Source organism: Sinimarinibacterium flocculans (assembly GCF_003201205.1).
Classification (GTDB): Bacteria; Pseudomonadota; Gammaproteobacteria; order Nevskiales; family Nevskiaceae; genus Solimonas; species Solimonas flocculans.
The window spans coordinates 15,233-40,145 of the sequence record NZ_QICN01000010.1; the positions used below are offsets into that span (position 1 = coordinate 15,233).

General features: G+C 68.6%; 23 protein-coding genes. 13 read left to right on the forward strand and 10 right to left on the reverse strand.

Annotated features, from left to right (window positions below):
* Positions 1-7 precede the first annotated feature (7 nt).
* The gene (gene mscL, locus C8D93_RS16020) at positions 8-412 is read left to right on the forward strand and encodes a large-conductance mechanosensitive channel protein MscL (protein ID WP_110266241.1); all 405 of its coding nucleotides are present in this window, start codon (positions 8-10) and stop codon (positions 410-412) included.
* Here the strand turns inward: mscL and C8D93_RS16025 are convergent, their stop codons facing one another.
* The 4 genes from C8D93_RS16025 to C8D93_RS16040 form a co-directional block, all read right to left on the reverse strand.
* Positions 413-1,642 carry an ABC transporter permease gene (locus C8D93_RS16025; RefSeq protein WP_110266242.1) on the reverse strand — a complete coding sequence of 410 codons (1,230 nt, stop codon included), beginning with the start codon at positions 1,640-1,642 and terminating at the stop codon, positions 413-415. It abuts the gene before it with no gap.
* A 10-nt stretch (positions 1,643-1,652) separates the two neighbouring features.
* Entirely contained in the window at positions 1,653-2,348 is a 696-nt protein-coding gene (locus tag C8D93_RS16030) for an ABC transporter ATP-binding protein (RefSeq protein WP_170124062.1), read from the reverse strand.
* Positions 2,349-2,359: 11 nt separating this feature from the next.
* Positions 2,360-3,637: an efflux RND transporter periplasmic adaptor subunit gene (locus C8D93_RS16035; RefSeq protein WP_110266243.1), complete on the reverse strand. Its 1,278-nt coding sequence runs from the start codon at positions 3,635-3,637 to the stop codon at positions 2,360-2,362.
* Between the two features lie 123 nt (positions 3,638-3,760).
* Positions 3,761-5,239: a DUF3336 domain-containing protein gene (locus C8D93_RS16040; RefSeq protein ID WP_245903935.1), complete on the reverse strand. Its 1,479-nt coding sequence runs from the start codon at positions 5,237-5,239 to the stop codon at positions 3,761-3,763.
* Positions 5,240-5,364: 125 nt separating this feature from the next.
* On the opposite strand from C8D93_RS16040, the gene C8D93_RS16045 reads away from it, so the two are divergent.
* Positions 5,365-5,856, forward strand: a complete 492-nt coding sequence (locus tag C8D93_RS16045; RefSeq protein WP_110266245.1) for a DUF456 domain-containing protein — start codon at positions 5,365-5,367, stop codon at positions 5,854-5,856.
* A gap of 34 nt (positions 5,857-5,890) precedes the next feature.
* Here the strand turns inward: C8D93_RS16045 and C8D93_RS21250 are convergent, their stop codons facing one another.
* Positions 5,891-7,819: a LysM peptidoglycan-binding domain-containing protein gene (locus tag C8D93_RS21250; protein WP_110266246.1), complete on the reverse strand. Its 1,929-nt coding sequence runs from the start codon at positions 7,817-7,819 to the stop codon at positions 5,891-5,893.
* A 216-nt stretch (positions 7,820-8,035) separates the two neighbouring features.
* On the opposite strand from C8D93_RS21250, the gene pip reads away from it, so the two are divergent.
* A complete protein-coding gene (gene pip / locus C8D93_RS16055; RefSeq protein ID WP_110266247.1) occupies positions 8,036-8,983 on the forward strand; it encodes a prolyl aminopeptidase in 948 nt (315 codons plus the stop codon).
* Between the two features lie 6 nt (positions 8,984-8,989).
* On the opposite strand, the gene C8D93_RS16060 is transcribed toward pip, so the two are convergent.
* Positions 8,990-9,454, reverse strand: coding sequence for an Lrp/AsnC family transcriptional regulator (locus C8D93_RS16060; protein WP_110266248.1), 465 nt, complete (start codon positions 9,452-9,454; stop codon positions 8,990-8,992).
* A gap of 131 nt (positions 9,455-9,585) precedes the next feature.
* Between C8D93_RS16060 and phhA the strand changes: the two genes are divergently transcribed.
* The 5 genes from phhA to maiA all read left to right on the forward strand — a co-directional run bounded on the left by phhA (position 9,586) and on the right by maiA (position 14,551).
* Positions 9,586-10,476, forward strand: coding sequence for a phenylalanine 4-monooxygenase (gene phhA, locus C8D93_RS16065; protein ID WP_110266249.1), 891 nt, complete (start codon positions 9,586-9,588; stop codon positions 10,474-10,476).
* 104 nt (positions 10,477-10,580) lie between these two features.
* The gene (gene hppD, locus C8D93_RS16070) at positions 10,581-11,651 is read left to right on the forward strand and encodes a 4-hydroxyphenylpyruvate dioxygenase (protein WP_110266250.1); all 1,071 of its coding nucleotides are present in this window, start codon (positions 10,581-10,583) and stop codon (positions 11,649-11,651) included.
* Positions 11,644-12,783, forward strand: a complete 1,140-nt coding sequence (locus C8D93_RS16075) for a homogentisate 1,2-dioxygenase (protein WP_110266251.1) — start codon at positions 11,644-11,646, stop codon at positions 12,781-12,783. The genes hppD and C8D93_RS16075 overlap by 8 nt, the downstream gene beginning before the upstream one ends.
* Positions 12,784-12,790: 7 nt before the next feature.
* On the forward strand, positions 12,791-13,822 hold the full coding sequence (locus C8D93_RS16080; RefSeq protein WP_110266252.1) for a fumarylacetoacetate hydrolase family protein: 1,032 nt from the start codon (positions 12,791-12,793) through the stop codon (positions 13,820-13,822).
* A gap of 81 nt (positions 13,823-13,903) precedes the next feature.
* Positions 13,904-14,551 carry a maleylacetoacetate isomerase gene (gene maiA / locus C8D93_RS16085; RefSeq protein WP_110266253.1) on the forward strand — a complete coding sequence of 216 codons (648 nt, stop codon included), beginning with the start codon at positions 13,904-13,906 and terminating at the stop codon, positions 14,549-14,551.
* 4 nt (positions 14,552-14,555) lie between these two features.
* On the opposite strand, the gene C8D93_RS16090 is transcribed toward maiA, so the two are convergent.
* Together C8D93_RS16090 and C8D93_RS16095 are read right to left on the reverse strand one after the other, a co-directional pair.
* Positions 14,556-15,074, reverse strand: coding sequence for an acyl-CoA thioesterase (locus tag C8D93_RS16090; protein WP_110266254.1), 519 nt, complete (start codon positions 15,072-15,074; stop codon positions 14,556-14,558).
* A 25-nt stretch (positions 15,075-15,099) separates the two neighbouring features.
* Positions 15,100-15,585 (reverse strand): Lrp/AsnC family transcriptional regulator, encoded by a 486-nt coding sequence (locus C8D93_RS16095; protein ID WP_110266255.1) that lies wholly within the window; start codon positions 15,583-15,585, stop codon positions 15,100-15,102.
* A 127-nt stretch (positions 15,586-15,712) separates the two neighbouring features.
* On the opposite strand from C8D93_RS16095, the gene C8D93_RS16100 reads away from it, so the two are divergent.
* From C8D93_RS16100 to C8D93_RS16120, 5 genes are all read left to right on the forward strand, one after another.
* Complete coding sequence (locus tag C8D93_RS16100) at positions 15,713-16,975, forward strand: thiamine pyrophosphate-dependent enzyme (protein WP_110266256.1); 1,263 nt, start codon at positions 15,713-15,715, stop codon at positions 16,973-16,975.
* A 3-nt stretch (positions 16,976-16,978) separates the two neighbouring features.
* Positions 16,979-17,992 carry an alpha-ketoacid dehydrogenase subunit beta gene (locus C8D93_RS16105; RefSeq protein WP_211307393.1) on the forward strand — a complete coding sequence of 338 codons (1,014 nt, stop codon included), beginning with the start codon at positions 16,979-16,981 and terminating at the stop codon, positions 17,990-17,992.
* Between the two features lie 2 nt (positions 17,993-17,994).
* Complete coding sequence (locus tag C8D93_RS16110; RefSeq protein WP_110266257.1) at positions 17,995-19,323, forward strand: dihydrolipoamide acetyltransferase family protein; 1,329 nt, start codon at positions 17,995-17,997, stop codon at positions 19,321-19,323.
* Entirely contained in the window at positions 19,323-20,735 is a 1,413-nt protein-coding gene (lpdA, locus tag C8D93_RS16115; protein ID WP_110266258.1) for a dihydrolipoyl dehydrogenase, read from the forward strand. Before C8D93_RS16110 ends, lpdA begins: the two co-directional genes overlap by 1 nt.
* A 128-nt stretch (positions 20,736-20,863) precedes the next feature.
* Entirely contained in the window at positions 20,864-21,094 is a 231-nt protein-coding gene (locus C8D93_RS16120) for a hypothetical protein (RefSeq protein ID WP_110266259.1), read from the forward strand.
* 17 nt (positions 21,095-21,111) lie between these two features.
* On the opposite strand, the gene C8D93_RS16125 is transcribed toward C8D93_RS16120, so the two are convergent.
* Complete coding sequence (locus C8D93_RS16125; RefSeq protein ID WP_110266260.1) at positions 21,112-24,204, reverse strand: error-prone DNA polymerase; 3,093 nt, start codon at positions 24,202-24,204, stop codon at positions 21,112-21,114.
* 148 nt (positions 24,205-24,352) lie between these two features.
* Positions 24,353-24,748, reverse strand: coding sequence for a DUF4168 domain-containing protein (locus C8D93_RS16130; RefSeq protein ID WP_170124063.1), 396 nt, complete (start codon positions 24,746-24,748; stop codon positions 24,353-24,355).
* Between the last annotated feature and the right edge of the window lie 165 nt (positions 24,749-24,913).

Genomic DNA, 24,913 nt, shown 5'->3' on the forward strand with positions numbered 1-24,913 from the left:
GCGTGCAATGGGCATGGCCAGCGAGTTCAAGCAGTTCGCGATGCGCGGCAACGTCGTCGACCTCGCCGTCGGCGTGGTCATCGGCACGGCCTTCGGCAAGATCGTCTCGTCACTGGTCGGCGACGTGGTCATGCCGGTGATCGGCCTGCTCGTCGGCGGCGTCGACTTCTCCGACATGGCGCTGACGCTCAGGGCGGCACAGGGCGACCAGCCGGCAGTCCTGCTCGGCTATGGCCGGCTGGTGCAGGCGGTGGTCGATTTCCTGATCATCGCGCTCGCGGTCTTCTTCGTCGTGCGCGGCATCAACAACCTCAAGCGCAAGGAAGAGGCGGCGCCGCCGCCACCGCCGCCGGGGCCGAGTGCCGAGGAGAAGCTGCTGACCGAGATCCGCGACCTGCTCAAGGCGCGCTGATCACTCGAATCGGAGTGCCTCGATCGGATCGAGGCGCGAGGCCCTGCGCGCCGGGTACAGGCCGAAAGCCACGCCGACCAGGCCGCTGATGCCGACGGCCAGCACGACGATGTCGGCGCGCACCAGCAGCGACCATCCGAACCGCTCGGCGAGTTGCTGCGCTGTGCCGATGCCGAGCGCGACGCCGACGATGCCGCCGACCACCGACAGCACCAGCGACTCGACGAGGAACTGCGCGAGGATGTCGCCCGGACGCGCGCCGACCGCCATGCGCACGCCGATCTCCCGTGTACGCTCGGTCACCGAGACCAGCATGATGTTCATGATGCCGATGCCGCCGACCACCAGCGAGACGAAGGCGATGCCGGCGAGCAGGGCGGTCATCGTCTGCGTGCTCTCGGTCGCGGCGCTGGCCATCTCGGCGAGATTGCGGATCGAGAAGTCGTCCTCGGCGTTCGGCGCCAGACGGTGGCGCTCGCGCAGCAGCGCGCGAATCTGGGTTTCCGCCGCCTGCGTGCCCTCGGTGCTGTAGGCGCCGATCATCAGCTGGCCGGCGACGAACTTGGACAGGCCGCCTTCGATCCGCGACTGGTAGGTGCTCACCGGCACGAAGACGGCGTCGTCGTTGTCGCGGCCCCAGCCGGACTGGCCCTTGGACTGCAGCACGCCGACGACGGTGAACGGTGCGTTGCGCACGCGCACGGTCTGTCCCAGCGGATCGCTGCCGGCACCGTACAGCTCGTCGGCAACGGTGCGCCCGAGCAGCACGACCTTGGCGGCGCTGGCGACGTCGGATTCGGTGAACAGCGTGCCGAGCGCGACGTCCCAGTTGCGGATGGCGAAGTACGCCGGGGTCGTGCCCTGGACCTGCGTGGTCCAGTTGGCGCCGTCGGCGATGACCTCGGCGCCGGTCCCGAGCAGTGGCGCGGCATAGCGCACCGACGGCAGCTCGTCGCGGATCGCGTCGAGATCGTCCCAGGTCAGCGTCGGCTGCGAATCGAAGCCGCCGCGCACACCGCCGCCGGAACTCGATCCGCCGCGCACGACCAGCAGGTTCGAGCCCATCGACTCGATTGTCTGCGCGACCCGCGCCTTGGCCCCCTCGCCGATGGACACCATGGCAATCACCGCGGCGACGCCGATGATGATGCCGAGCGCGGTGAGGAACGAGCGCAGCTTGTTGCGCGCGAGCGCGCGCACTGCGATGCGCAGGACCGCCAGCGGGCTCATGGACACGGCCTCATGCCGCCACCGGGGTGCGGCGTTCGTCGGCGAGCACGCGGCCGTCGCGCATCGTGATCACGCGCGCGGCGTACTCGGCGATATCCGGCTCGTGCGTGACCAGCACCACCGTGATGCCGCTGCGTCCGAGCGCCTGCAGCAGGCGCATGACCTCGATGCTGGTCGCCGAATCCAGGTTGCCGGTCGGCTCGTCGGCAAGCACCAGCCGCGGGTCGGTGACCAGCGCACGGGCAATGGCGACCCGCTGCTGCTGGCCGCCGGAAAGCTGGCTCGGATGATGATCCAGCCGCGCGCCGAGGCCGACGCGTTCCAGCGCGGCGCGGGCCCGCTGCAGGCGCTGTGTCGCCGGCACGTTGGCGTAGAGCAGCGGCAGTTCCACGTTCTCGAGGGCCGAGGTGCGGGCCAGCAGATTGAAGCTCTGGAACACGAAGCCGAGCAGACGGTTGCGGATCGTCGCGAGGCGATCGCGATCCAGGGTCGAGACTTCGTGCCCGGCGAGGCGGTAGTGTCCGCGCGTCGGCCGGTCGAGGCAGCCGAGCACGTTCATCAGCGTCGACTTGCCGGAACCCGAGGCGCCCATGACCGCGACGAACTCGCCTTCCTCGATCGTCAGGTCGACGCCGCGCAGCGCCGGCACGACGACGTCGCCCATGCGGTAGAGCTTCTCCACACCGCGCAGCTCGATCAGCGCCATTGCCGCGGGCCTCAGAGCATGCGCATGCGCGGCGGGCCATCGCGCCGCGTCGCCGCGCCCGAGCCGGCGCCGCCCACGCCCGTGAGCACGCGCTCGCCCGGTTGCAGCGCACCGTCGAGCACCTCGGTGTAGCTGCCGTCGGTGATGCCGGTGCGGATGCGTCGCGGCCGCGGCTGGCCGTCGTCCAGCACCCAGACGGTGGTCGTTCCGGCCGTCTCGTCGACGGCCGGGCGGGCCGATGTGGACACGCGGCGCGGGTCGCGGTCGTCCGCCGGGGCCTGCAGCGTTGCCGGCGGACGGAAGCGCAGCGCGGCGTTGGGGATGCGCAGGACGTCGTCGCGCTCGGCGACGACGAAGGTCACGTTCGCCGTCATCCCGGGCTTGAGGCGCAGGTCGGCGTTGTCGACGTCGATGACCGCGTCGTAGGTGACCACGTTCTGAAGCACCTGCGGCGCGTGGCGGATCTGGCGGACGTGTCCGGCGAAGCGCTCGCCCGGCCAGGCATCGACGGTGAAGTACACCGGCATGTCCGCACCGAGACGCCCGACGTCGGCTTCGGCGACATTGGTGTTGACCTGCATCTGCCGCAGGTCCTGCGCGATCTGGAACAGCACCGGCGCCTGCAGCGATGCGGCCACGGTCTGGCCGACGTTGACCGAGCGCGAGATGACGATGCCGTCCGTGGGAGAGACGATGTCGGTGTAGTGCAGGTTGGCCTCCGCCTGCGCCAGCGCGGCGCGCGCCTGTGCGAGCTGGCCTTCGGCCGCGGCGACATCCGCCGATGCCGCCTGCGCGGTGGCGCGTACCGTGTCGCGCTCGCTCTGAGCGATGAGTTTGCGCTCGAACAGTTCGTCGGCGCGCTGCGCCTGGCGCTGCGCGTCTGTCGCCTGCACCGTCGCCCGCAGCACGCCGGCCTCGGCGGCGCGCACGTTGGCGCGGGCGCTGGCGACCTGGGTCTCGAACAGCGTCGGGTCGATTTTGGCGATCACCTGTCCTTCGGTGACCTGCGCGTTGTAGTCCGCGTACAGCGCCTGGATGCGACCGCTCACCTGGCTCCCGACATCGACGGTCACCAGCGCCGACAGCGTACCGGTCGCGGTCACGCGCGCGACGATGGCGCCGCGCTCGGCCTCGGCGGTGACGTAGGCGGGCGCGGCAGCCGAGCGATCCGGCTGCCACCACCAGAACGCGGCGGCGGCCAGGACCGCGAGCGCGGCGAGCAGCGGCGCGCGGCGCCGCCATGCGCTGCGCGGGGGCGGCAGGATGTCGATCGGGTCTGGAGTGCTCATCGGATGCGGCCTGGGGCCTCGTGCAGTCGCGGTGCAGACATGGACCGCGACTGTAGCGCTGCGTTGCGGCGCAATTGCGGAGATTCTGTGTGCAATCGTTTCCGCGGCCGCGCCGCGGCGCGCTCAGCGCGCGGCGCGGCGGACGGACGGGCGTCCGCGCTGCTGCAACAGCTCGTGCTCGCGCCCCTTGAGCAGGCGCAGGCAGTCCTCGAACGCGCGCGAGATGCGCGTCTGGTTGCGGATGCGTTCGAGCTTGGGCCAGGTGGCACGCTCGCCGGAGCGCACGTAGCGCTGGATGTCCTCGGGCGCCGGGTTGGAGAACGTGCGCAGGATGCGCCGCGGCGTGCTGCGCGGGTAGATGTTGATGTCGCCCGAGTAACGCTGGCGGACGACGTTGTCGATCTTGCCGAGCACGCGGCCGCTGGCGTACGGGTCCAGGTGCTTGCGGGCCAGCGACAGGGCACCGCTGCCGCCGGACTTGACCAGCTCCGCCGCCAGCGGCGCGAGTCCGCGCCGGCCCTGCTGCTGGCGGTCGATCTGTGCCATGAACGGCACGATATGCGGATTGGTCTGGCTGACAATGTAGTGATTGACGTTGTGCAGCCGTGCGATGCGCAGCATCGGCAGATCGGAGGAGATCGTGCCGTCGACCCAGCGCTTTCCCGGCATGTACGGAACGATCTGGCCTTCGTAGTTGCGCGCCTGCAGCATCACCGGCGGGAACACGCCGGGCACGGCACAGGACGCCAGCACCGCCCGGCGCAGCATCACGTGCGGTGCGGTCAGGTAGTTCAGCAGGCGGCCCTGCTGGTGCGGTTCGGCCGGCGACACGGTCACGCAGACGATGCGTTTGCTGTGGTCGAAGGCCTCGACGAAGCTCTGGTCGCCGATGTTGGCTTCCAGGCAGCGTTCGAGCTGCGCGCCGTCCATCATCGCGCCGCCGCGGAGTGCCTCGCGCAGGCCGAGCGCCTGGAAGGCATCGAGATTGAGGCCGCCCGGTTCGAACAGCGCGTCGAGTTCGCTGTCGACACGCGTGCCGACGGTGCCGGCGATGATCGAGCCGGCACTCGAGCCCGAGATCACGCGCGGCAGCAGGCTCTCGGCGTGCAGGGCCTTGATCACGCCGAGGTGGAACATGCCCAGCGTGCCGCCGCCGGACAGCAGCAGCGCCGAGCGCCCGAACGCGATCGCCGTGCGCTTGAAGAACTGGATCTTCTCCTCGAAGCCGAAATCGGCGAAGTCGCCGGCGCAGACGAAATCGAGGCAGCGCGTCACCTCGGCGATGTATTCCTCGATCAGCCGCTTGGTGCCGACGCGGGCGCCGCCGTAGAGCAGCGGACTCGAGATGTTGCCGAGATTGCCGTGCAGACCTTCGTACAGGTCGAAAGCGAGCTGACGCGCGTCGCCGGCCTGTCGCAGGCGGCGCAGCTCGGTGAGCCGCTCGCGGATCAGCAGGTAGTCGTAGTCATCGCTGGTGTCGTCCTGCTTCCAGGCGTCGCCGCCTTCGAGGCGGTCGAGCTCCAAGGCGATCTCGCGCCAGCTGCGGTAGTCGGCGGCGTGGTCGAGGTCCTGGGTCCGCTGCGCGATGAGCTTGCGGGACATACGGGGCGGTGTCCTCATTGCAATCGAGTGTAAGCGATTTTGTGCAGTGCGGAAGCGGGGCATTGCAGCCTTTTGTCGGCGACGAACGTCTAAGCTGTCGCGCCCCTCGTTCCGGAATCGCCTGAATGGACCCGATCGTCATCGTCCTGCTGTGGCTCGCCGTCGTCGCCCTGGTCGCGCTCGGCATTGCCGGCGCCGTGCTGCCGGCGCTGCCCGGCGTACCGATGGTTTTCGCCGGACTGTGGCTCGGGGCCTGGATCGACGGCTACGCGCGTATCGGCACCGGCACGCTGATCGTGCTCGGCGTGCTGACCGCGCTGTCCTTGCTGATCGACTTCGTCGCCTCGGCCCTGGGCGCCAAGCGCGTCGGGGCCAGTCCCAAGGCGGTGACCGGCGCGGTGCTCGGCAGTCTCGTCGGCCTGTTCTTCGGCCTGCCGGGCATCATCCTCGGCCCGTTCATCGGTGCGGTGCTCGGCGAACTGGCTACGCAGCGCAACTTCGATCAGGCCACGCGGGTCGGTATCGCCACCTGGATGGGGCTGCTGTTCGGCACCATCGCCAAGCTCGTGACCTCGCTGGTGATGGTCGGGATCTTTGTATTCGCCTACTTCTTCTGACGAAACGGGCCGCGGGCGGCGCGGCGCGTCCGCATCAGTTGGCGGGCACCTGCAGCGTCTGGCCCACCTTGATCAGGTTCGACGAGCCGAGTCCGTTGGCGCTGCGCAGCGCGTCGATGCTGACGTCGTAGCGGCGTGCGATCGAGGACAGCGTCTGCCCGCTGCTGACGCGGTGTTCGCGCGTGGCCAGCGCGGTGCCGCCGGCAGGAATCTTCAGCGTCTCGCCGGCGCGGATCAGCGAGGACTGCAGTCCGTTCGCCGTGCGCAGCGCCGCCTCGCTGACGCCGTGACGCCCGGCGATGTCGCTGAGCGTGTCGCCGCTGACGACGACGTAGTGGCCGGCGGGGGCGGGGCCGCCGTCGGTCCGGCCCGGAATCGCCAGGCGCTGGCCGATGTTGATCAGCGAGGAATCCAGGCCGTTGGCGGCGCGAAGGCTTGCCTGGCTGACACCGTAACGGCGCGCGATGGCGGCGATGGTGTCGCCGCGGCTGACGACGTGCACGGCCGCATCGCGTCGCGCCGCCTGCACCTGCGAGCGCGTGAGCGCGGGCTTGGACTCGCCGACGGCGACGCTGATCGGTCCGGGGCGCGCTTCCTCGCGCGGCGGCACCTTGAGCACTTGGCCGATGCGGATCATCGAACTGCGCAGGCCATTGGCCTTCTGCAGTTCGGCGACGCTGGTGCGGTACTCGTGGGCGATGCCGCCCAGGGTCTGTCCCTTGCGCACCTTGTGCAGCAGGAAGTAGACGCGCTGACGGTCGAAGCGCTCATGATTGCCGAGACGCGCGTAGGCGACCTCGAAGCCGCGCGCGGCACCGGCCGGCACGCGGATCAGGTGCCCGGGCGGCACGTAGAGCTTGCCGTCGATGACCTCGGGCCGGTAGGCGGGGTTGAGCCTGCGGAAGAGCTCGTCGTCGCCGCCGCTGAGGCGACGCAGCGTCTCGTACGGGACGTAGTGCCGGGTTTCGACGACCTCGAAGTCGATGGGATCGAGGCCGGACGGGCGGTCGCTGCGCGTGCGCCATTCGCGTTCGAGTTCGACCGCCGCGAGGAACTCGGCGTAGTAGTTCTTGCCGGCGAAGCCCCAGCGCTTGTGATTGCCGCGCTCGATCAGGTCGACGATGGTCTTGCCCTTGATCGCCTTGAGCCCGCGGTCGATGCCGTAGCGGCCGTGGTTGTAGGCGGTGACCGCGAGCGGCCAGTCCTGGAGCAGCGCGTAGTCGTCGCGCAGGTGGCGGGCCGCGGCGTCGGTCGAGGTCCACGGATCGCGCCGGTCGTCCACGACCTCGTCCAGCCGCATGTAGATCTTCGCGGAGGTCGGAATGAACTGCCAGACGCCGGCGGCGTGCGAGCGCGAGTAGGCCTCGACGTTGAAGCTCGACTCGACGATGGGCAGGCGGGTGAGCTGCCGGGGCAGGCCGTAGCCGGCGAAGATCTGCTCCATGTACGGCAGGTAGCGCTCGGAAACCTGCAGGGCCTGTTCGGTGCGCTCGCGGATGCCGCGCTGCGTGCGGATGGTGCCGCGCAGCTGCGCAAAGCGGCTGTCGGCACGCTGGTCCTTGAACAGCTCGAAGATGCGCCGCTCGTCGGCCGTCATCGACTGCGGCGCGTTGCGCTTGGCATGCACCGACGCCACCAGCCGCTCCATCGCGTCGCGCGCGTCCTTTTCGGCCTTGCGCCGGTAGTTGTCGAACTGCACCTCCGACATCGTCGCCGCCTGGCCGCGGAAGTCGATCACGCGCAGGACCTTCCACGGAATCTCGCTGGAATGCACGACGGTCTGCAGCTCGGAGTAGCTGCCGAAGATCTGCTTCCAGAACTGCACCTTGGGTTCGAGCGCGCTGTAGCGCGGGAACAGCGTGTCGAATGACGCGCCGTCCTTCGGCAACGGCGGCAGGGCCGCGCTACCGAGTTCGGCGACCCGCGGTTCCGGGACCGTGGAACCGGCCGCCGCGGCGGTCATCGGGAGCAGGAGGGTGCAGCTCAGACACAGTGAACACAATGAAGACTGCACGGCACCCCGGTATCCCACGTTCGCTCATCCACGACGGCGCTGCCGTCCGTACTTCGGTATGGCGCAGATGGTAGGCGCAGTGCCGCGTGCGCGGCAATGGCGCGCACGCGCGATCGATGCGGTTAAGCTAGACCTCCCCCCGCCCGCACCCATCGTGAGCCCGTCATGGCGCAACCTTTCCCCGCCATCGAGCCGTACCGCACGCGTCGCCTCAAGGTTTCCGACCTGCACGAGCTGTATGTCGAGGAGAGCGGAAACCCCGAAGGGCAGCCGGTCGTCTTCGTGCACGGGGGGCCGGGCGGCGGTGTCGAACCCTGGCACCGGCAGTTCTTCAACCCGCAGAAGTACCGCATGGTCCTGTTCGACCAGCGCGGCTGCGGCCGCTCGACGCCGTACGCCGAGCTGCGCGAGAACACGACCTGGGATCTGGTCGCCGACATGGAGAAGATCCGCGAGGCGCTCGGCATCGAGCGTTGGGTCGTGTTCGGTGGCTCCTGGGGCTCGACGCTGGGCCTGTCGTACGCGATCACGCATCCGCAACGCTGCAAGGCGCTGGTGCTGCGCGGCATCTTCCTGCTGCGCGAGGCGGAGATCCGCTGGTTCTACCAGGAGGGCGCGAGCTGGGTGTTCCCCGACGCCTGGGAGGCCTATGTCGAGCCGATTCCCGAGGCCGAGCGCGGCGATTTCGTCAAGGCCTACTACAAGCGCCTGACCAGCCCGGACCCGGCGGTGCGGCGCGACGCGGCCAAGGCCTGGAGCATCTGGGAGGGCTCGACGAGCAAGCTGTTCCCGAGTCCCGAGATGGCCGCGCGTTTCGGCGAGGATCGTTTCGCCGAGGCCTTCGCGCGCATCGAGTGCCACTACTTCATCAACCGCGGGTTCTTCGACCGCGACGACCTGCTGCTCGCCAACGCGCACAAGCTGCGCGACATTCCCGGCGTGATCGTCCAGGGCCGCTACGACATCGTCTGCCCGATGCGCTCGGCCTGGGATCTGCACCGCGCCTGGCCGGAAGCCGAGTTCCACGCGGTCGCGGACGCGGGTCACGCGGCGAGCGAGCCCGGCATCCTGTCGCGGCTGGTCGATGCGACGGAGCGGTTCGCGACGACCTGAGATCGGCTAGAGCGCGAGGCCCTCGTCGCGCTTGATGGCGTCGAGCACCAGGCTCGAGCGCACGTCCTTGACCCCGGGCAGGCCGATCAGCACCTTCATCGAGAATTCGGCGAAGGTTTCCAGGTCGGCGACCTGCACGTGCAGCAGAAAGTCGAGGTCGCCGGTCATCACGTAGCAGGCGCGCACCTCGGGGCGGGCGCGGATCGCATCCTCGAAGGCCAGCGTCACGTCGCGCGATTGCCGCTCGATGCTGACGCGCACGAAAGCCTCGACGCGGCGTCCGAGCGCGGCGGCGCTGAGCACCGCCGCGTAGCGGCTGATGATTCCCGACTCCTCCAGCTTGCGCACGCGCCGCTGACACGCGGTCGGCGACAGGGACACCCGCGTCGCCAGGTCGACGATCGGCAGGCGGCCGTCGCGTTGCAGCTCGCCGAGAATGCGCCGGTCGGTGCGGTCCAGTTGCGTACGCATGAAATCACTACTCTTTTGCAGTTTTGGGAACAATATCACCACAAACCCACGGAAGAAGCAGCGATTTTGCAGCCAAACGGCGGCATCGACGCGATAGAGTGGGGCGTATCGGATCTGCCGAGGAGAGCAGCATGTACGGCGCCAACACCAACAGCCCGCTGCGCGGCGACTATTCGCGGGCCCGTGCGGACTTCACCGTCGAGCAGTCCTGGCATCCCTATACGCAGGACGATCACGCGCTGTGGCGCCGGCTGTACCAGCGTCAGTCGCAGCTGGTGGCCGACCATGCCTGCCGTGAGTTCGCGCAGGGGCTGGCGCGCACCGACTGCAGCGCGCGCATCCCCGACCTCGAAGACATCAACGCCATGCTCACGCCGGCGTCCGGCTGGCGGCTGGTGGCCGTGCCGGGGTTCATCCCCGACGAGCAGTTTTTCCGGCATCTCGCCGCCCGGCAGTTTCCGGTGACGGTGTGGCTGCGCAAGCCCGAGGAATTCGACTATCTGGTCGAGCCGGACATCTTCCACGACTTCTTCGGCCACGTGCCGATGCTGTTCGACCGCGGCTTCGGCGACTTCGTCCAGCGTTACGGCGAGCAGGGGCTCAGGGCGCTGGAAGTCGGCGCACTGCCGCTGATCGCCCGGCTGTACTGGTACACCGTCGAGTTCGGCCTGATCGAGGATCGCGCGCATCCGCAGGACGGCCTGCGCGCCTACGGTGCCGGCATCCTCTCGTCCGGCGGCGAGACGCCCTACTCGACCGAAAGCCCGCTGCCGCTGCGCGTGCGTTTCGACATGCGACGGTGCATGCGCACCCGCTACATGATCGACGACTTCCAGAAGACCTATTTCGTCATCCGCTCGATCGACGAACTCAAGGCCGCCGTCGCGCAGGACACCGTGCCGCTGCTGCGCCAGCTTCAGGGCGAGCCCGAACTGCAGCCGGACACGCTGTATCCGGGCGATCAGCCGGTGCCGCCGCGTCCGGCGGCGGCCGCTGCATCACGCCCGCGCGCAGCCGCGTAACCCCCATCGCGCCGGTCCGTCGCGACGCCGCGGCCGCGCCGGAATACCCACTGTCATCCATTCGGCATACAGTCCCCGCAGGGCCGGGGCGGAGAACATTCGTCATGACGCAATCCACGCAGAACCCCATGGGCACCGACGGCTTCGAGTTCGTCGAGTACACGGCACCGACCGCCGAAGGCATCCGCCAGCTGCATACGCTGTTCGAGATGCTCGGCTTCGTCGCGGTGGCGAAGCACCGCAGCAAGGACGTCACCCTGTACAGTCAGGGCGACATCAACTTCCTGGTCAACGGCACGCCGTATACCCACTTCGAACAGTTCGCGCGTGCGCACGGCCCCAGCGCCTGCGCGATGGGCTGGCGGGTGAAGGATGCGGTCAAGGCCTACGAGCACGCCGTGGCCCAGGGCGCCGTGCCCTTCGACGCGAAGCCCGGGCTGATGGAGCTGCGGCTGCCGGCGCTCTACGGCATCGGTTCGAGCGTGCTCTACCTGGTCGACCGCTACGGCCCCGAGTACTCGCTCTACGACGTCGACTTCCGCTGGTTCGACGGCGTCGACCGCCAGCCGAAGGGCGTGGGCCTGACCGCGATCGACCATCTGACGCACAACGTCGAGCGCGGCAACATGGACACCTGGTGCGGTTTCTACGAGCGCATCGCCAATTTCCGCCAGATCCGCTACTTCGACATCGAGGGCAAGCTCACCGGCCTGGTGTCGCGGGCGATGACCTCGCCCTGCGGCCAGATCCGCATTCCGATAAACGAGAGCGCCGACGACAAGTCGCAGATCGAGGAATTCCTGCGCCAGTACCGCGGCGAGGGCATCCAGCACATCGCGCTGTCGACGAACGATATCTACGCCACCGTCGAGGCTCTGCGTGCGCGCGGCGTGCAGTTCATGGACACGCCGGACACCTATTACGACAAGGTCGATCAGCGCGTGCCGGACCACGGCGAGCCGCTGGCTCGCCTGCGCGAGCTGAACATCTTGATCGACGGCGCCCCGGTCGAGGGCGTCCTGCTGCAGATCTTCACCAGCACGGTGATCGGGCCGATCTTCTTCGAGATCATCCAGCGCAAGGGCAACGAGGGCTTCGGCGAGGGCAACTTCAAGGCCTTGTTCGAGTCCATCGAGGACGACCAGATCAAGCGCGGCGTGCTCGGCGATGCGTAAGTGGATCTACCGCCCGACCGTCGAGGGCAAGGCCTCGCGGCAGGCGCATGCCGACCTGCCGGAGGGCACGGTCGAGCGCGAACTCGGCAAGGAAGGCTTCTTCGGCCCGTCGACGCAGATGATCCATCCGCGGCCGCCGACCGGCTGGACGAGCTGGGAAGGGCCGCTGCGTCCGCGCGCCTTCGATCTCGCGCGCCTCGGCGCGGTCGCGGCGCTGCCGTGGGCCGCACGCACGGTGCTGCACAACGCGCATCTGCGGCTGCGTCACTGGGTCTGCCCGTCGTCGATGGACCGGCTGGCGCGCAACGCCGACGGCGACGAACTGCTGTTCCTGCATGCAGGTTCGGCGGAGCTGTACTGCGACTACGGTCACCTGACGCTCGCCACCGGCGACTACGTGGTGCTGCCGCGCGGCACGATGTGGCGGATCGAATGCGAACGGCCGACGGTGTGGCTGCTGCTCGAAGCCACCAACGGCAGCTACCAGCTCCCGGACAAGGGACTGGTCGGCGAGCAGGCCATCTTCGATCCGGCGATGCTCGACTACCCGCGCATCGACGATGCCTTCCGGGCCCAGCAGCAGGCCGGAGCCCCCGAGAGCCGCGAGTGGCGCGTCGAGATCAAGCGCCGCGAACGCATCTCGACGGTGACCTATCCGTACAACCCGCTCGACGCGCTCGGCTGGCACGGCACGCTGATGCCGGTGCGCATCAACGTGCGCGACCTCCGGCCGCTGATGTCGCACCGCTATCACCTGCCGCCGAGCGCGCACACGACCTTCGTCGCCCAGCGCTTCGTCGTCTGCACCTTCGCGCCACGGCCGTTCGAGACGGATCCGGGCGCGATCAAGGTGCCGTTCTTCCACAACAACGACGACTTCGACGAGGCGATCTTCTATCACGCGGGCGACTTCTTCTCGCGCGACAACATCCACCCCGGCATGCTGACGCTGCACCCCTGCGGCTTCACGCATGGACCGCACCCCAAGGCCCTGAACAACATGCTCACGCCGAAGAAGCTCGTCACTGACGAATACGCGGTGATGATCGACGCGCGCGACGCCCTCGAGGTCGGCGACGACATGCCGGCAGTCGAGTGGACCGACTACCATCGCTCCTGGCGCACGGACTGAGCCCGACATGAAGCTTGCAAGCCTGAAGGACGGCAGCCGCGACGGACGTCTGGTCGTCGTCTCCGCCGACCTGTCGCGCTGCGTGCCTGCAGCCGGCATCGCGCCGACGCTGCAGGCGGCGCTCGATCGCTGGGAGCAGACCGAACCGGCGCTGCGCGCGCTCGCCGCCCGGCTGGATGCAGGCGATGGCGGCGGCGACGCCGAAGATTTCCATCCGATCGCCTGCCACTCGCCGCTGCCGCGGGCCTACCAGTGGGCCGACGGCTCGGCCTACGTCAATCACGTCGAGCTGGTGCGCAAGGCGCGGGGCGCCCAGATGCCCGAGAGCTTCTGGACCGATCCGCTGATCTATCAGGGCGGCAGCGACAGCTTCCTCGATCCGATGGGGCCGATCGAGGCGGCCAGCGAGGACTGGGGCATCGACCTCGAGGCCGAGATCGCCGTGATCACCGGTGACGTGCCGGTGGGCGCGGACGCCGCCCGCGCGCGGGAACAGGTGCGCCTGCTGATGCTGGTCAACGACGTCTCCCTGCGCAACCTGATTCCCGGCGAACTGGCCAAGGGCTTCGGCTTCTTCCAGTCCAAGCCTTCGTCCGCGTTCTCGCCGGTGGCGGTCACGCCGGACGAGCTCGGTGCGGCCTGGGACGGCGGGCGCGTGCACCTGCCGCTGCGTTCGCAGATCAACGGCCAGCCCCTCGGAGTGCCGAACGCCGGCATCGACATGACCTTCGACTTTCCGACGCTGATCGCGCATGCCGCGCGGACACGACCGCTCGCGGCCGGCAGCATCATCGGCTCGGGGACGGTGTCGAACCGCGATGCCGATGGCGGTCCCGGCAAGCCGGTAGCGGACGGCGGCGTCGGCTATTCCTGCCTCGCCGAGATCCGCATGATCGAGACCATCCTGCACGGCAAGCCGAAGACCCCCTTCCTGCGCTTCGGCGACGAGGTGCGCATCGAGATGCTCGACGCGCAGGGGCGTTCGATCTTCGGCGCGATCGAGCAGGTCGTGGCGCGATACAAGCCGCAGGGCCTGTAGCAGCGTTTTCGAGGCGCGATATCGGCGGTCGCTGCCTCGAAGGCGCTCCTACAATGGCGCACCACCTCGCGGGAGAGACCGATGCTCAAGCTCTATTCCTACTGGCGTTCGTCGGCGAGCTACCGCGTGCGCATCGCGCTCAACCTCAAGGGGCTGGCTTACGAGATCGTGCCGGTGCATCTGGTGCGCGAGGGCGGGCAGCAGTTCTCCGATGCCTATCGTGCGCTCAATCCGCAGTCGCGCGTGCCGCTGCTGGTCGATGGCGATTTCGCGCTGAACCAGTCGCTGGCGATTCTGGAATACCTCGAGGCACTGCACCCGCAACCGGCCCTGCTCGCCGGCGATGTCCGCACGCAGGCCCGCATCCGCGCGTTCTGCCAGACGATCAATGCCGACATCCAGCCGCTGCAGAACACCGGCGTGCTGAAGTATCTCGGCGAGACCCTGCAGGTCGATGAACAGGCGCGTGCCGCCTGGCTGCGGCACTGGATCACGCGCGGACTGGCCGCTCTGGAGGACGGACTGCGCGCGATGCCGGACGCGCCGTTCGTGTTCGGCGAGACGGCGGGCTGGGCGGAGTGCCTGCTGGTTCCGCAGATCTACGCGGCAACGCGGTTCGGCTGTGATGCGGCGCGCTACCCGCGGCTGTCGCGGGTGGCGGCGCATTGTGCGAGCCTGCCGGCCTTCCAGCGCGCGCACCCGGATGCACAGCCGGATGCCGGCGGTTGAAGCATCAGCGTTTGCTGCGACCGGCCCGCAGTGCTTTCAGGTCTTCGGCGTGACGCAAACGTAGTTCGCGCCGCAGTTGCGCTTCTTCGTATCGGTGCCGTTCGGCCTGGGTTTTGGGGGTCAGCGCTGGCACCGATACCGGCTTGCCGTCGGTATCAACGGCCACGAAGGTCAGGTAGGCCGACAGGATGTGACGCCGCTCGCCGCCGCCGGTGCACTCGGCCTCGACCTTGCAGCCCACTTCCATCGAGGTTGTCCACGCGCGATTGACCGAGCAGTTGAAGATCAGCACATCACCGCCCTTGGCCGGCGCGACGAAGTGCACCGCGTCGACGCTCGCGGTGACGCAGATTCCGCCCGCGTGGCGGTCGGCGGCGACCGCGGCGAAGCGATCCATCAGCGCCATGATCTGACCGCCGAACACGGTGTTGTTGGCATTCAGGTCGTTCGGGAACACCATATAAACCTGCTCGCGCACGGCAGAGTAGGCGACCGTCTTCGGGGGTGCTTCGTGTTTCGGCATCTCGGATGTCGGTGTCGGCGGCAGCCTATTCTTTCACGCGACCGACGCGCAGCGGCAAGCGCGTCGTGTTCACCGTCTGGCTCATCGAGATCGACGAACTGATCTCCTGCACACCCTCGATCTTCGACAGCTTCTGCCAGAAGAACTGTTCGTACTCCTCGATGCTGCCGACGAGGATCTTCAGCAGGAAGTCGACGTCGCCCATCAGCGTGTGACACTCGATCACCTGCGGGAACAGCTTTACCGCGGCGAGAAAGTTCGGCAGCACGTCGCGACCGTGTCGCGCCATCTTCACGTGCGAGATGACCATGACGCCGAGACCCACCTTGCGATGGTCGAGCACCGCGACGCGGCCGCGGATCACGCCGGTGTCGAGCAGGCGCTGGATGCGGCGCCAGACCACCGTGCGCGACGAGGCGGCCTGTTCCGCGATCTCGGCGATCGGCAGCGAGGCATCGCGTTGCAGCAGATCGAGGATGCGCACATCCAGAGCGTCGAGTTCCTGATCCATGTGTTCCAGAAATGGCCTTTCAACCGGAACATTATTCCACCATGCGGCCTTCTGGGTGGAAATCAGGAACGAACGCGCCCGGCGCCGAATCTAGAATGTTCCGGAACGCTTGGCGAGGAGACCAGCCGTGGCCCGCAAGAAGCCGACTTCATCTGCCGACAGGCCCGCGCCGGGGCCGCTGCGCCTGCACGTGCCCGAGCCCGCGGCACGCCCCGGCGACGATCCGGACTTCAGCCATGTGCGCGTACCCGCGGCCGGCGTCTCCCAACGGCCGCCGATCGACGCTTCCGAACCCGAGCTGCGGGCCTATGCCGAAGGCTTGGTACGGGTCCTGGGCGACGATCATCGCGCCGTCGGCGACTGGGACCCGCAGCTCGACGCCGACACCCTGCGCCGCGGCCTGCGGCACATGCTGCTGACCCGCATCTTCGACGACCGCATGCTGCGCGTGCAGCGCCAGGGCAAGACCTCGTTCTATATCAAATCGACCGGCGAGGAGGCGGTGTCGGTGGCGCAGGCCTACGCGCTGCGCGAGGACGACATGCTGTTCCCGAGCTATCGCCAGCAAGGCCTGCTGGTGGCGCGCGGCCATTCGCTCGTGGACATGATGTGCCAGATCTACAACAACACCCGCGACCGCCTCAAAGGCCGTCAGCTGCCGATCATGTACTCGGTGCGCGAGAAGCACTTCTTCTCCATCTCCGGCAACCTCGGCACGCAGTTTCCGCAGGCGGTGGGCTGGGCGATGGCCTCGGCGATGAAGGGCGATACGCGCATCGCCGCGAGCTGGGTCGGCGAGGGCACGACGGCCGAGGCCGACTTCCACTACGCACTGACCTTCGCCAGCGTCTACCAGGCGCCGGTGATTCTCAACGTGGTCAACAACCAGTACGCGATCTCGTCGTTCCAAGGCTTCGCCGGCGGCGAGCATGCGACGTTTGCGCAGCGGGCCAGCGGCTACGGCCTGCCGGGCATCCGCGTCGACGGCAACGACTTTCTTGCAGTCCACGCCGTCACGCAGTGGGCGGCTGAGCGCGCGCGCGCCAACCACGGCCCCACCCTGATCGAGCTGTTCACCTATCGTGCCGCCGCGCACTCCACCAGCGACGATCCGTCGGCCTACCGGCCCGAGGACGAGTTCGCACGCTGGCCGCTCGGCGATCCGATCGAGCGCCTCAAGCAGCATCTCATCGCCATCGGCGAATGGAGCGAGGCGCGTCACGAGCAGCTCGTCAAGGATCTCGACGACCAGGTGCGTGCGGACCTCAAGGAAGCGGAGAGCTACGGCACCTTGTCGACGCCGCCGGCGAGTCCGAGCTCGATGTTCGAGGACGTGTTCAAGGACATGCCCGAACACCTGGTCCGCCAGCGTCGCGAGATGGGGTACTGAGTCATGCCCAAGATGAACATGATCCAGGCGATCAACTCCGCGCTCGACGTGATGCTCGACCGCGACGACACCGTCGTGATCTTCGGCGAGGACGTCGGCTATTTCGGCGGCGTGTTCCGCTGTACCGCCGGACTGCAGAAGAAGTACGGCAAGACGCGCGTGTTCGACACGCCGATCGCCGAGGGCGGCATCCTCGGCGCGGCGATCGGCATGGGCGTCTACGGCCTGCGCCCGGTGCCGGAGATCCAGTTCGCCGACTACATCTACCCGGCCTTCGACCAGCTCGTCTCCGAGGCCGCGCGCCTGCGCTACCGCTCCGGTGGCGAGTTCTCGGCGCCGATCACGGTGCGCGCGCCCTGCGGCGGCGGCATCTTCGGCGGGCAGACGCACTCGCAGTCGCCGGAAGGCATCTTCACCCACGTCAGCGGCCTGAAGACGGTGATGCCGTCGAACCCCTATGACGCCAAGGGTCTGCTGATCGCGGCGATCGAGGACGACGACCCGGTGATGTTCTTCGAGCCCAAGCGCATCTACAACGGACCGTTCGACGGTCACCACGACCGGCCGCTGCAGCCCTGGTCGAAGTTTCCGCAGTCCGAAGTGCCCGACGGCTACTACCGCATCGACCTGGGCAAGGCCGCGGTCGCCCGGCCCGGCAACGAGGTCACCGTACTCGCCTACGGCACGATGGTGCATGTCAGCGTCGCCGCGGTGGAAGAAGCCGAGATCGACGGCGAGGTCATCGACCTGCGCTCGCTGCTGCCGATCGATCTCGATGCGATCGTCGAGTCGGTGAAGAAGACCGGCCGCTGCGTGATCGTCCACGAGGCCACGCGCACCGGCGGCTTCGGTGCAGAGTTGTCGGCGCTGGTGCAGGAGCATTGCTTCCATCATCTCGAAGCCCCGATCGAACGCGTCACCGGCTGGGACACGCCGTACCCGCACGCCTTCGAGTGGCATTACTTCCCCGGGCCCGAACGCGTCACGCGCGCGCTCAAGAAAGTGATGGAGGGCTGAGCATGGGACGCTATGTGTTCAAGCTGTCTGACGTCGGCGAAGGGATTGCCGAGTGCGAGATCGCGACCTGGCGCGTCGCCGTCGGCGACGTCGTGACCGAGGACCAGCCCCTGGTCGACATGCTCACCGAGAAGGCGGCCGTGGAGCTGCCGTCGCCGGTGGCCGGCAAGATCATCGAGTTGCACGGCGAGGCGGGCGACATGATTGCCGTCGGATCGCCGCTGGTGGTGCTGGAAGTCGAAGGCGCGGGTAACGCGAAGGACGAGCCGCCGAAGAACGAACCTCAGAAGAAGATTTCCTCGCCCCCCGCAGGGGGGAGAGGGCAGGGTGAGGGGGGCGGCGGCGCAGCCGCCGTATCCGTCCCTGCTTCCGCCGCCGCGCCTGCGGCGCGGCCCTCTCCCCCAGCCCCTCTCCCGCAAGCGGGAGAGGGGAGCAGCAGCGTGCGCAGGCCCGGCGAGAAGCCGGTTGCCGCGCCCGCCGTACGTCAGCGCGCCCGCGACCTGGGCATCGACCTGCGCCTCGTCGCCGGCAGTGGCCCGGCCGGGCGCATCACCCATGCCGACCTCGACAGCTACGTGGAGGGCGCGGGCCGCGTCGCCGCGAGCACGCAGGCCGCGCCGCGCACCGGCGTCGAGGACATCAAGATCATCGGCCTGCGCCGCAGGATCGCCGAGGCGATGCAGCGTGCCAAGCAGCGCATCCCGCATTTCGCCTACGTCGAGGAACTCGATGTCACCGAGCTGGAAGCGCTGCGCATCCATCTCAACGAGACGCGCCGTCCCGAGCAGGCGAAGCTGACACTGCTGCCGTTCCTGCTGCGCGCGCTGGTGCAGGTGCTGCCGCGCTTCCCGCAGGTCAACGCGACCTATGACGACGAGGCTGGCGTGCTGCGTCGCTACGCCGCGGTGCACTGCGGTGTCGCCACGCAGACGCCCAACGGCCTCGTCGTGCCGGTGCTGCGGCATGCGGAGACCCTGGATGTGTGGCAGATGGCCTCCGAGATCCGGCGCCTGGCCGAGGCCGCGCGCAGCGGCAAGGCCACGCGCGAGGAGCTGTCCGGCTCCAGCATCACGATCAGCAGTCTCGGCGCGCTCGGCGGCATCGTCTCCACGCCGGTCATCAACGCACCGGAAGTGGCGATCGTCGGCGTCAACAAGCTGGTCGAGCGCGCGGTGTTCCGCAACGGCGTGGTGGTGCCACGGCTGACGATGAACCTGTCCTCGTCCTTCGATCACCGCATCGTCGACGGCTACGACGCCGCACAGTTCATCCAGGCGGTGAAGCAGCGGCTCGAGCACCCGGCGACGCTGTTCATGACGGAGGCCGTGTGATGAGCGGGAAGATCACGACGCAGGTGCTTGTCGTCGGCGGGGGTCCCGGCGGTTATGTCGCGGCCATCCGCGCCGGCCAGCTCGGGCTCGACACGACGCTGGTCGAGGCTGACCGGCTCGGCGGCACCTGCCTGATCCGCGGCTGCATTCCGTCGAAGGCGCTGATCCATGTGGCGAGCAGGTTCGCCGGGCTGCAGCAGCTCTCGGTCGCGCCGCATGCCGGCATCGCCCTGAAATCGGAACCGGACTTCGATCTGCCGGCCGCGATTCAGTGGAAGGACGGGATCGTCGACAAGCTCAGCACCGGCGTCGCCGGCCTGCTGAAGAAGGCGAAAGTGCGCGTCGTTCACGGCACCGCGAAGTTCGCCGACGCCAAGACCTGTACCGTGCAGACCGGCGATGCGCCGGTCGAGATCACCGCCGAGCACGTGATCCTGGCCACCGGTTCGGTGGCGGCCGGCCTGCCGCAACTGCCCTGGGGCGACGGCGTGATCTCGTCGACCGAGGCGCTGTCGCTGCCCGCGCTGCCCAAGCGGCTGGTCGTCGTCGGTGCCGGCTACATCGGCCTGGAACTGGGCATCGCCTTCGCCAAGCTCGGCGTCGAGGTGCGCTTCGTCGAGGCGCTGGATCGCATGTTGCCGAGCTACGACCGCGCGCTGGTGCGGCCGGTCGAGCAGTGGCTGAAGAAGCGCGGCATCGAAGTGCTGCTGAACACGAAGGCGCAGGACGTCGCGCGCGCGAACGGCGGCCTGCGTGTCACCGTGCAGACCGGCGATGCGGCGCCGCAGGATCTGGCCTGCGACACGCTGCTGGTCGCCGTCGGGCGCAGGCCGAACACCCAGGGCTGGGGGCTCGAACACATGGCGCTGACGATGGACGGCGCTTTCGTGAAGGTCGACGCGCAGTGCCGCACGGCGATGCACAATGTCTGGGCGATCGGCGATCTGGTCGGCGAGCCGATGCTCGCGCACAAGGCCTCGGCGCAGGGCGAGATGGTGGCCGAGATCATCGCCGGCAAGCGACGCAGCTTCGATCCCGTCGCGATTCCGGCGGTGTGCTTCACCGAACCCGAGATCGTCGCTGTCGGCCTCTCGCCGGACGAGGCCAAGGCGCAGGGCATCGAGACCGTCACCGGCCAGTTCCCGTTCGCCGCCAACGGTCGCGCGCTGACGATGGACGCCGGTGGCGACGGCGGGTTCGTGCGCGTGACCGCGCGCGCCGACAACCATCTGGTACTCGGCATCCACGCCGTCGGCGCGCACGTGTCCGACCTGTCCGGCGAGTTCGCGCATGCGCTGGAGATGGGCGCACGACTCGAGGACATCGCGCACACGATCCACGTCCATCCGACACTGACCGAGGCCGTGCCGGAAGCCGCGCTCGGCGCGCTCGGGCACGCCCTTCACATCTGACGCGGTACCCCGCGCGCCGGGATTTGCGAACGGCGTCACGTCGCCAGGGCGGCATTAGCCGTTCGGCTAATACCCGGCACCCGTGCGTCGGCGCAAGCTGGCCGTCAGTCAGACAGGAGTCCGCGCCCATGGGTGCCGCCGCCAAATCGATGCAGGTCCGCGAAGTGATGATGGAAGTTGCCGAACGTGTCGAAGTGATCCGACACGGCGACCAGCTGATCCTCATGATCGACAACCAGCCCTACCGCCTGTCGGAGGCGCTTGCCTTGCAGTTCGCCTGGGAGCTGTGCAGCAAGCTCGAGCAGATGCGCGAGCAGCACCTGGATTGGAGTGGCGCGGAGCTGGCCGCCGCGGTCTGAAGATCGCGGCTCGTGCCTCAGCGGAAATCGCGGGACAGATAGGGCAACTCGCCGACCCAGTGCGAGCGGTCGAAGAAACGCTCGGCAATGACATGGGTGACGTCGTGCTGCCGCTGCAGCCGTCCCTGCACGACGAGAAAGGCGGCGCCGACGACCGCCTCGCGTTCGGTTTCGATCAGCGTGGGCCGGACGATGAGATTGACGATGCCGCTGTCGTCCTCGAGCGTCATGAACATCGTGCCCTTGGCCGAGCCGGGGCGCTGGCGGAACATCACGATTCCGGCCACGCGCACCGCCGAGCCGTCCGGCTTCCGGTGCAGACTGCCGTTCGGGGTCACGCGCGCGCGCTCGAGCCGTTCGCGCAGCAGGGCGACCGGGTGTCGGCGCAGGCTCAGGCCGGTGCTGCGGTAATCGTCGAGGATGTCCTCGCCTTCGCGCGGAGCCGGCAGCGCGACCGGCTCGTCGGCGGCCGCGGTTCCGGCGAGGATGCCGTCAAGGATTTCGTGGCCGCGGGCCTGCCATCGCGCCTGATGGCGGTGACCTGACAGGGCGTGCAGGGCGTCGGCAGCGGCGAGCGCGTCGAGTTCGCGCCGCGACAGCGCCGCGCGCCGCGCGAGATCGCGCACGTTCGTGAAGGGCCGCAGGGATCGCTGCTCGCCGATGCGGTGCGCGGCCTGCTCGTTGAATCCCTGGACCAGACGCAGTCCGAGCCGAATCGCCGGCGCACCGTCTGTTGCTGCTTCGAGGCGGCAATCCCAGTCGCTGCGCCGCACATCCACCGCCTCCACCCGCACGCCCATGCGCCGTGCCTCGGTCACGAGCATCGAGGCCGGGTAGAAGCCCATCGGCTGCGAGTTGATCAGGCCGGCGAAGAAGGCTGCCGGGTAGTGGCACTTCAGGTAGGCGCTGACATAGGCGAGCAGGGCGAAGCTCGCCGCGTGACTTTCCGGAAAGCCGTAGGAGCCGAAGCCGAGTATCTGCTTGTAGATACGCTCGGCGAATTCGGCCGGGAAGCCTCGCAAGGCCATGCCGTCCTTGATCTTCCTCTCGTACTTTTCCAGGCCGCCCGAGCGCTTCCAGGCGGCCATCGACCGGCGCAGCTGGTCGGCCTCGCCCGGCGTGAAGCCGGCGGCGACGACGACCAGCTGCATGACCTGTTCCTGGAAGATCGGCACTCCCCAGGTGCGGTCGAGCACAGCGGCGACGTCTGGTGTCGGCTGCTGCGGCCGGATGCCCGACATCCGGTTCTTCAGGTAGGGGTGCACCATGCCGCCCTGGATCGGCCCGGGACGCACGATCGCGACCTGCACGGTGATGTCGTAGAGGTTCTTCGGTTGCAGGCGCGGCAGCATCGACATCTGCGCGCGCGACTCGATCTGGAACACGCCGACGGTTTCGGCGCGCCGGATCATTTCATAGGTCCGGTCATCGTTCTGCGGAATGCCTTGCAAGCAGAGCGCAGTGCCGTCGAAGCTGCGCTGCAGCTCGAAGCTGCGCCGCAGCGCAGTGAGCATGCCGAGCGCGAGCACATCGACCTTGAGCAGGCCCAGGGCTTCGAGATCGTCCTTGTCCCACTGGATGATCGTGCGATCCGGCATTGCCGCGTTCTCCACCGGCACCAGCTGCGACAGCGGGGCGTCCGAGATCACGAAGCCGCCGACGTGCTGCGACAGGTGCCGCGGAAAGCCGACCAGCTCGCGTGCGAGCCGCAGCCACAGGCTCACGAGCGGCGCCTGCGGGTCGATGCCGACGGCGCGCAGGCGCTCGTCCAGGGTGTCGGGATCGTCCCACCAGGCCAGCGACTTGGCGACGCGATCGACGGTTTCGGCGCCGATGTCGAGCGCGCGACCGACGTCGCGCAATGCCGAGCGCGGCCGGTAGCCGATGACCGTCGCCGCGATCGCCGCGCGTTCGCGGCCGTACTTGCCGTAGACGTACTGGATCACCTCCTCGCGACGCTGGTGTTCGAAGTCGACGTCGATGTCCGGCGCCTCGTCCCGCTCCCTGGAGACGAAACGTTCGAACAGCAGGGAGTTGGTTTCCGGGCTGACCTCGGTGATGCCCAGTACGTAGCAGACCACCGAATTCGCGGCGCTGCCGCGACCCTGGCAGAGGATATGGTGCGCGCGCGCGAAGCGGACGATGTCGTAGACCGTCAGGAAGAAGGCTTCGTACTTCTTGTCGGCGATGATCGCCAGCTCATGCTCGATGCGTGCGCGCATCGCGGTGCCGGGGCCCTGCGGCCAGCGGTCGGGCAGGTGCTGCTCGACCAGATGACGCAGGTAGAGGGTTGCGCTGCCGAATTCGCGCGGCACCAGTTCATGCGGATACGCGTATTGCAGCTCGCCGAGCCGGAAGCGGCAGCGCTCGGCGACGGCCAGGGTCTCGCGCAGCAGCGCGGGCGGGTACAGCGCGGCGAGATCGGCCAGCGGCCGCAGATGGCGCTCGGCGTTCGGGAAGAGACGATCTCCGCAGCGCGCGACCGGCAGATGATGTCGCAGCGCCGTCATCACGTCCTGCAGGGCGCGGCGTTCGCGCACGTGCATGTGGACATCGCCGGCGGCGACCATCGGCACGCCGTAGCGGCGCGACAGCGCGGTCAGGCATTCGAGCCTGCGGCGATCGTCGCCGTCACGGTGCCGTTCCACCGCGATCCACAGGCGTCCCGGATAGCGCTCGTGCAGCCAGGCGAGCTCGGACTCGTCGAGCATCGCGCGCGGCGTCCACAGTGCGCAGGTATCGACGCAGGCGGCATCGATCCCGTCCCGGGCGAGGCGATAGGTTCCCTTGGGTGCGGCGCGCCGTGCGCGCGTGATCGTCTCGCAGATCGCGGCGTAGCCGCGCTGGCTTTCCGACAGCAGCACGAAGCGCGGGCCGTCCTGCATGGGGAATTCGGCGCCGACGATCAGCGGCCAGTCGGGCGTCTCGCACACCCGGGTCTGCTGCCAGGCGCGAACCACGCCGGCCATCGAACATTCGTCGGTGATCGCCAGACCTGCGTAGCCGAGCGCGAGGGCGCGTTCGACCAGTTCCTCGGGGAGCGATGCACCGCGCTGGAAGCTGAAGGCGGTCAGCGCGTGCAGTTCGACATAGTCGGGCAGGCGCGTCATCGGCGGGCCTGCGGCGATGACGTGCGGGCGCGGATAAACGGGACCGCGACGGCGCGCAACCGGACGCCGCCGCGGTCAATGCGATCGACCGCGCCAGGGGAAGAGGAGAGTGGCCGATCGCGGGGGGAAAGCGTGTCGCCGCGGCGTCCTAGCGCGCCGACTGCACGCGCTTCTGCAGGTCGGGATCGCCCTGCACCGCCATCGCGATGCGGTTGTAGTCCTCGACGCTCATGCCGACGGCCTCGACCGCGATCACCATTTCCTGATGCGCGCTTTCGCGGGCCTTGCGGATGTCTTCGGGCGAGGGCTCGCCCTGCTCCTGCACCTGCTGGTTCCACTTCTGGCCGATCTCGACGACGCGTTCCTGCGCCTTGGCGAAGGTCTCGATCTGCTGGTCGCTGACGTCGACGGCCTGCTGCGGCACGGGCGGCAATCCCGTGCCCGGATCCTGCGCGAGCGCCGGTGCGGCGAAGCCGAAGGCGGACGCTGCGCAGAGGCCGAGCAGGGCGCCCGGAAGGTTCTTGCGGATCACGCGGATGGACATGTGCGACTCCTCTGGGGTCGTGGGTGAAAGGCGGGACGCGGCGCGCCCCATGCCCCCACTCACACGTCGCTGCAGGGACCGGTTCCATGGGTATCGGCATTTCGTCGTTGCCGGCCGCCGGAACATAAACGCGGGCTGAACCGGGAACCGCCGGGCACCGGCCGG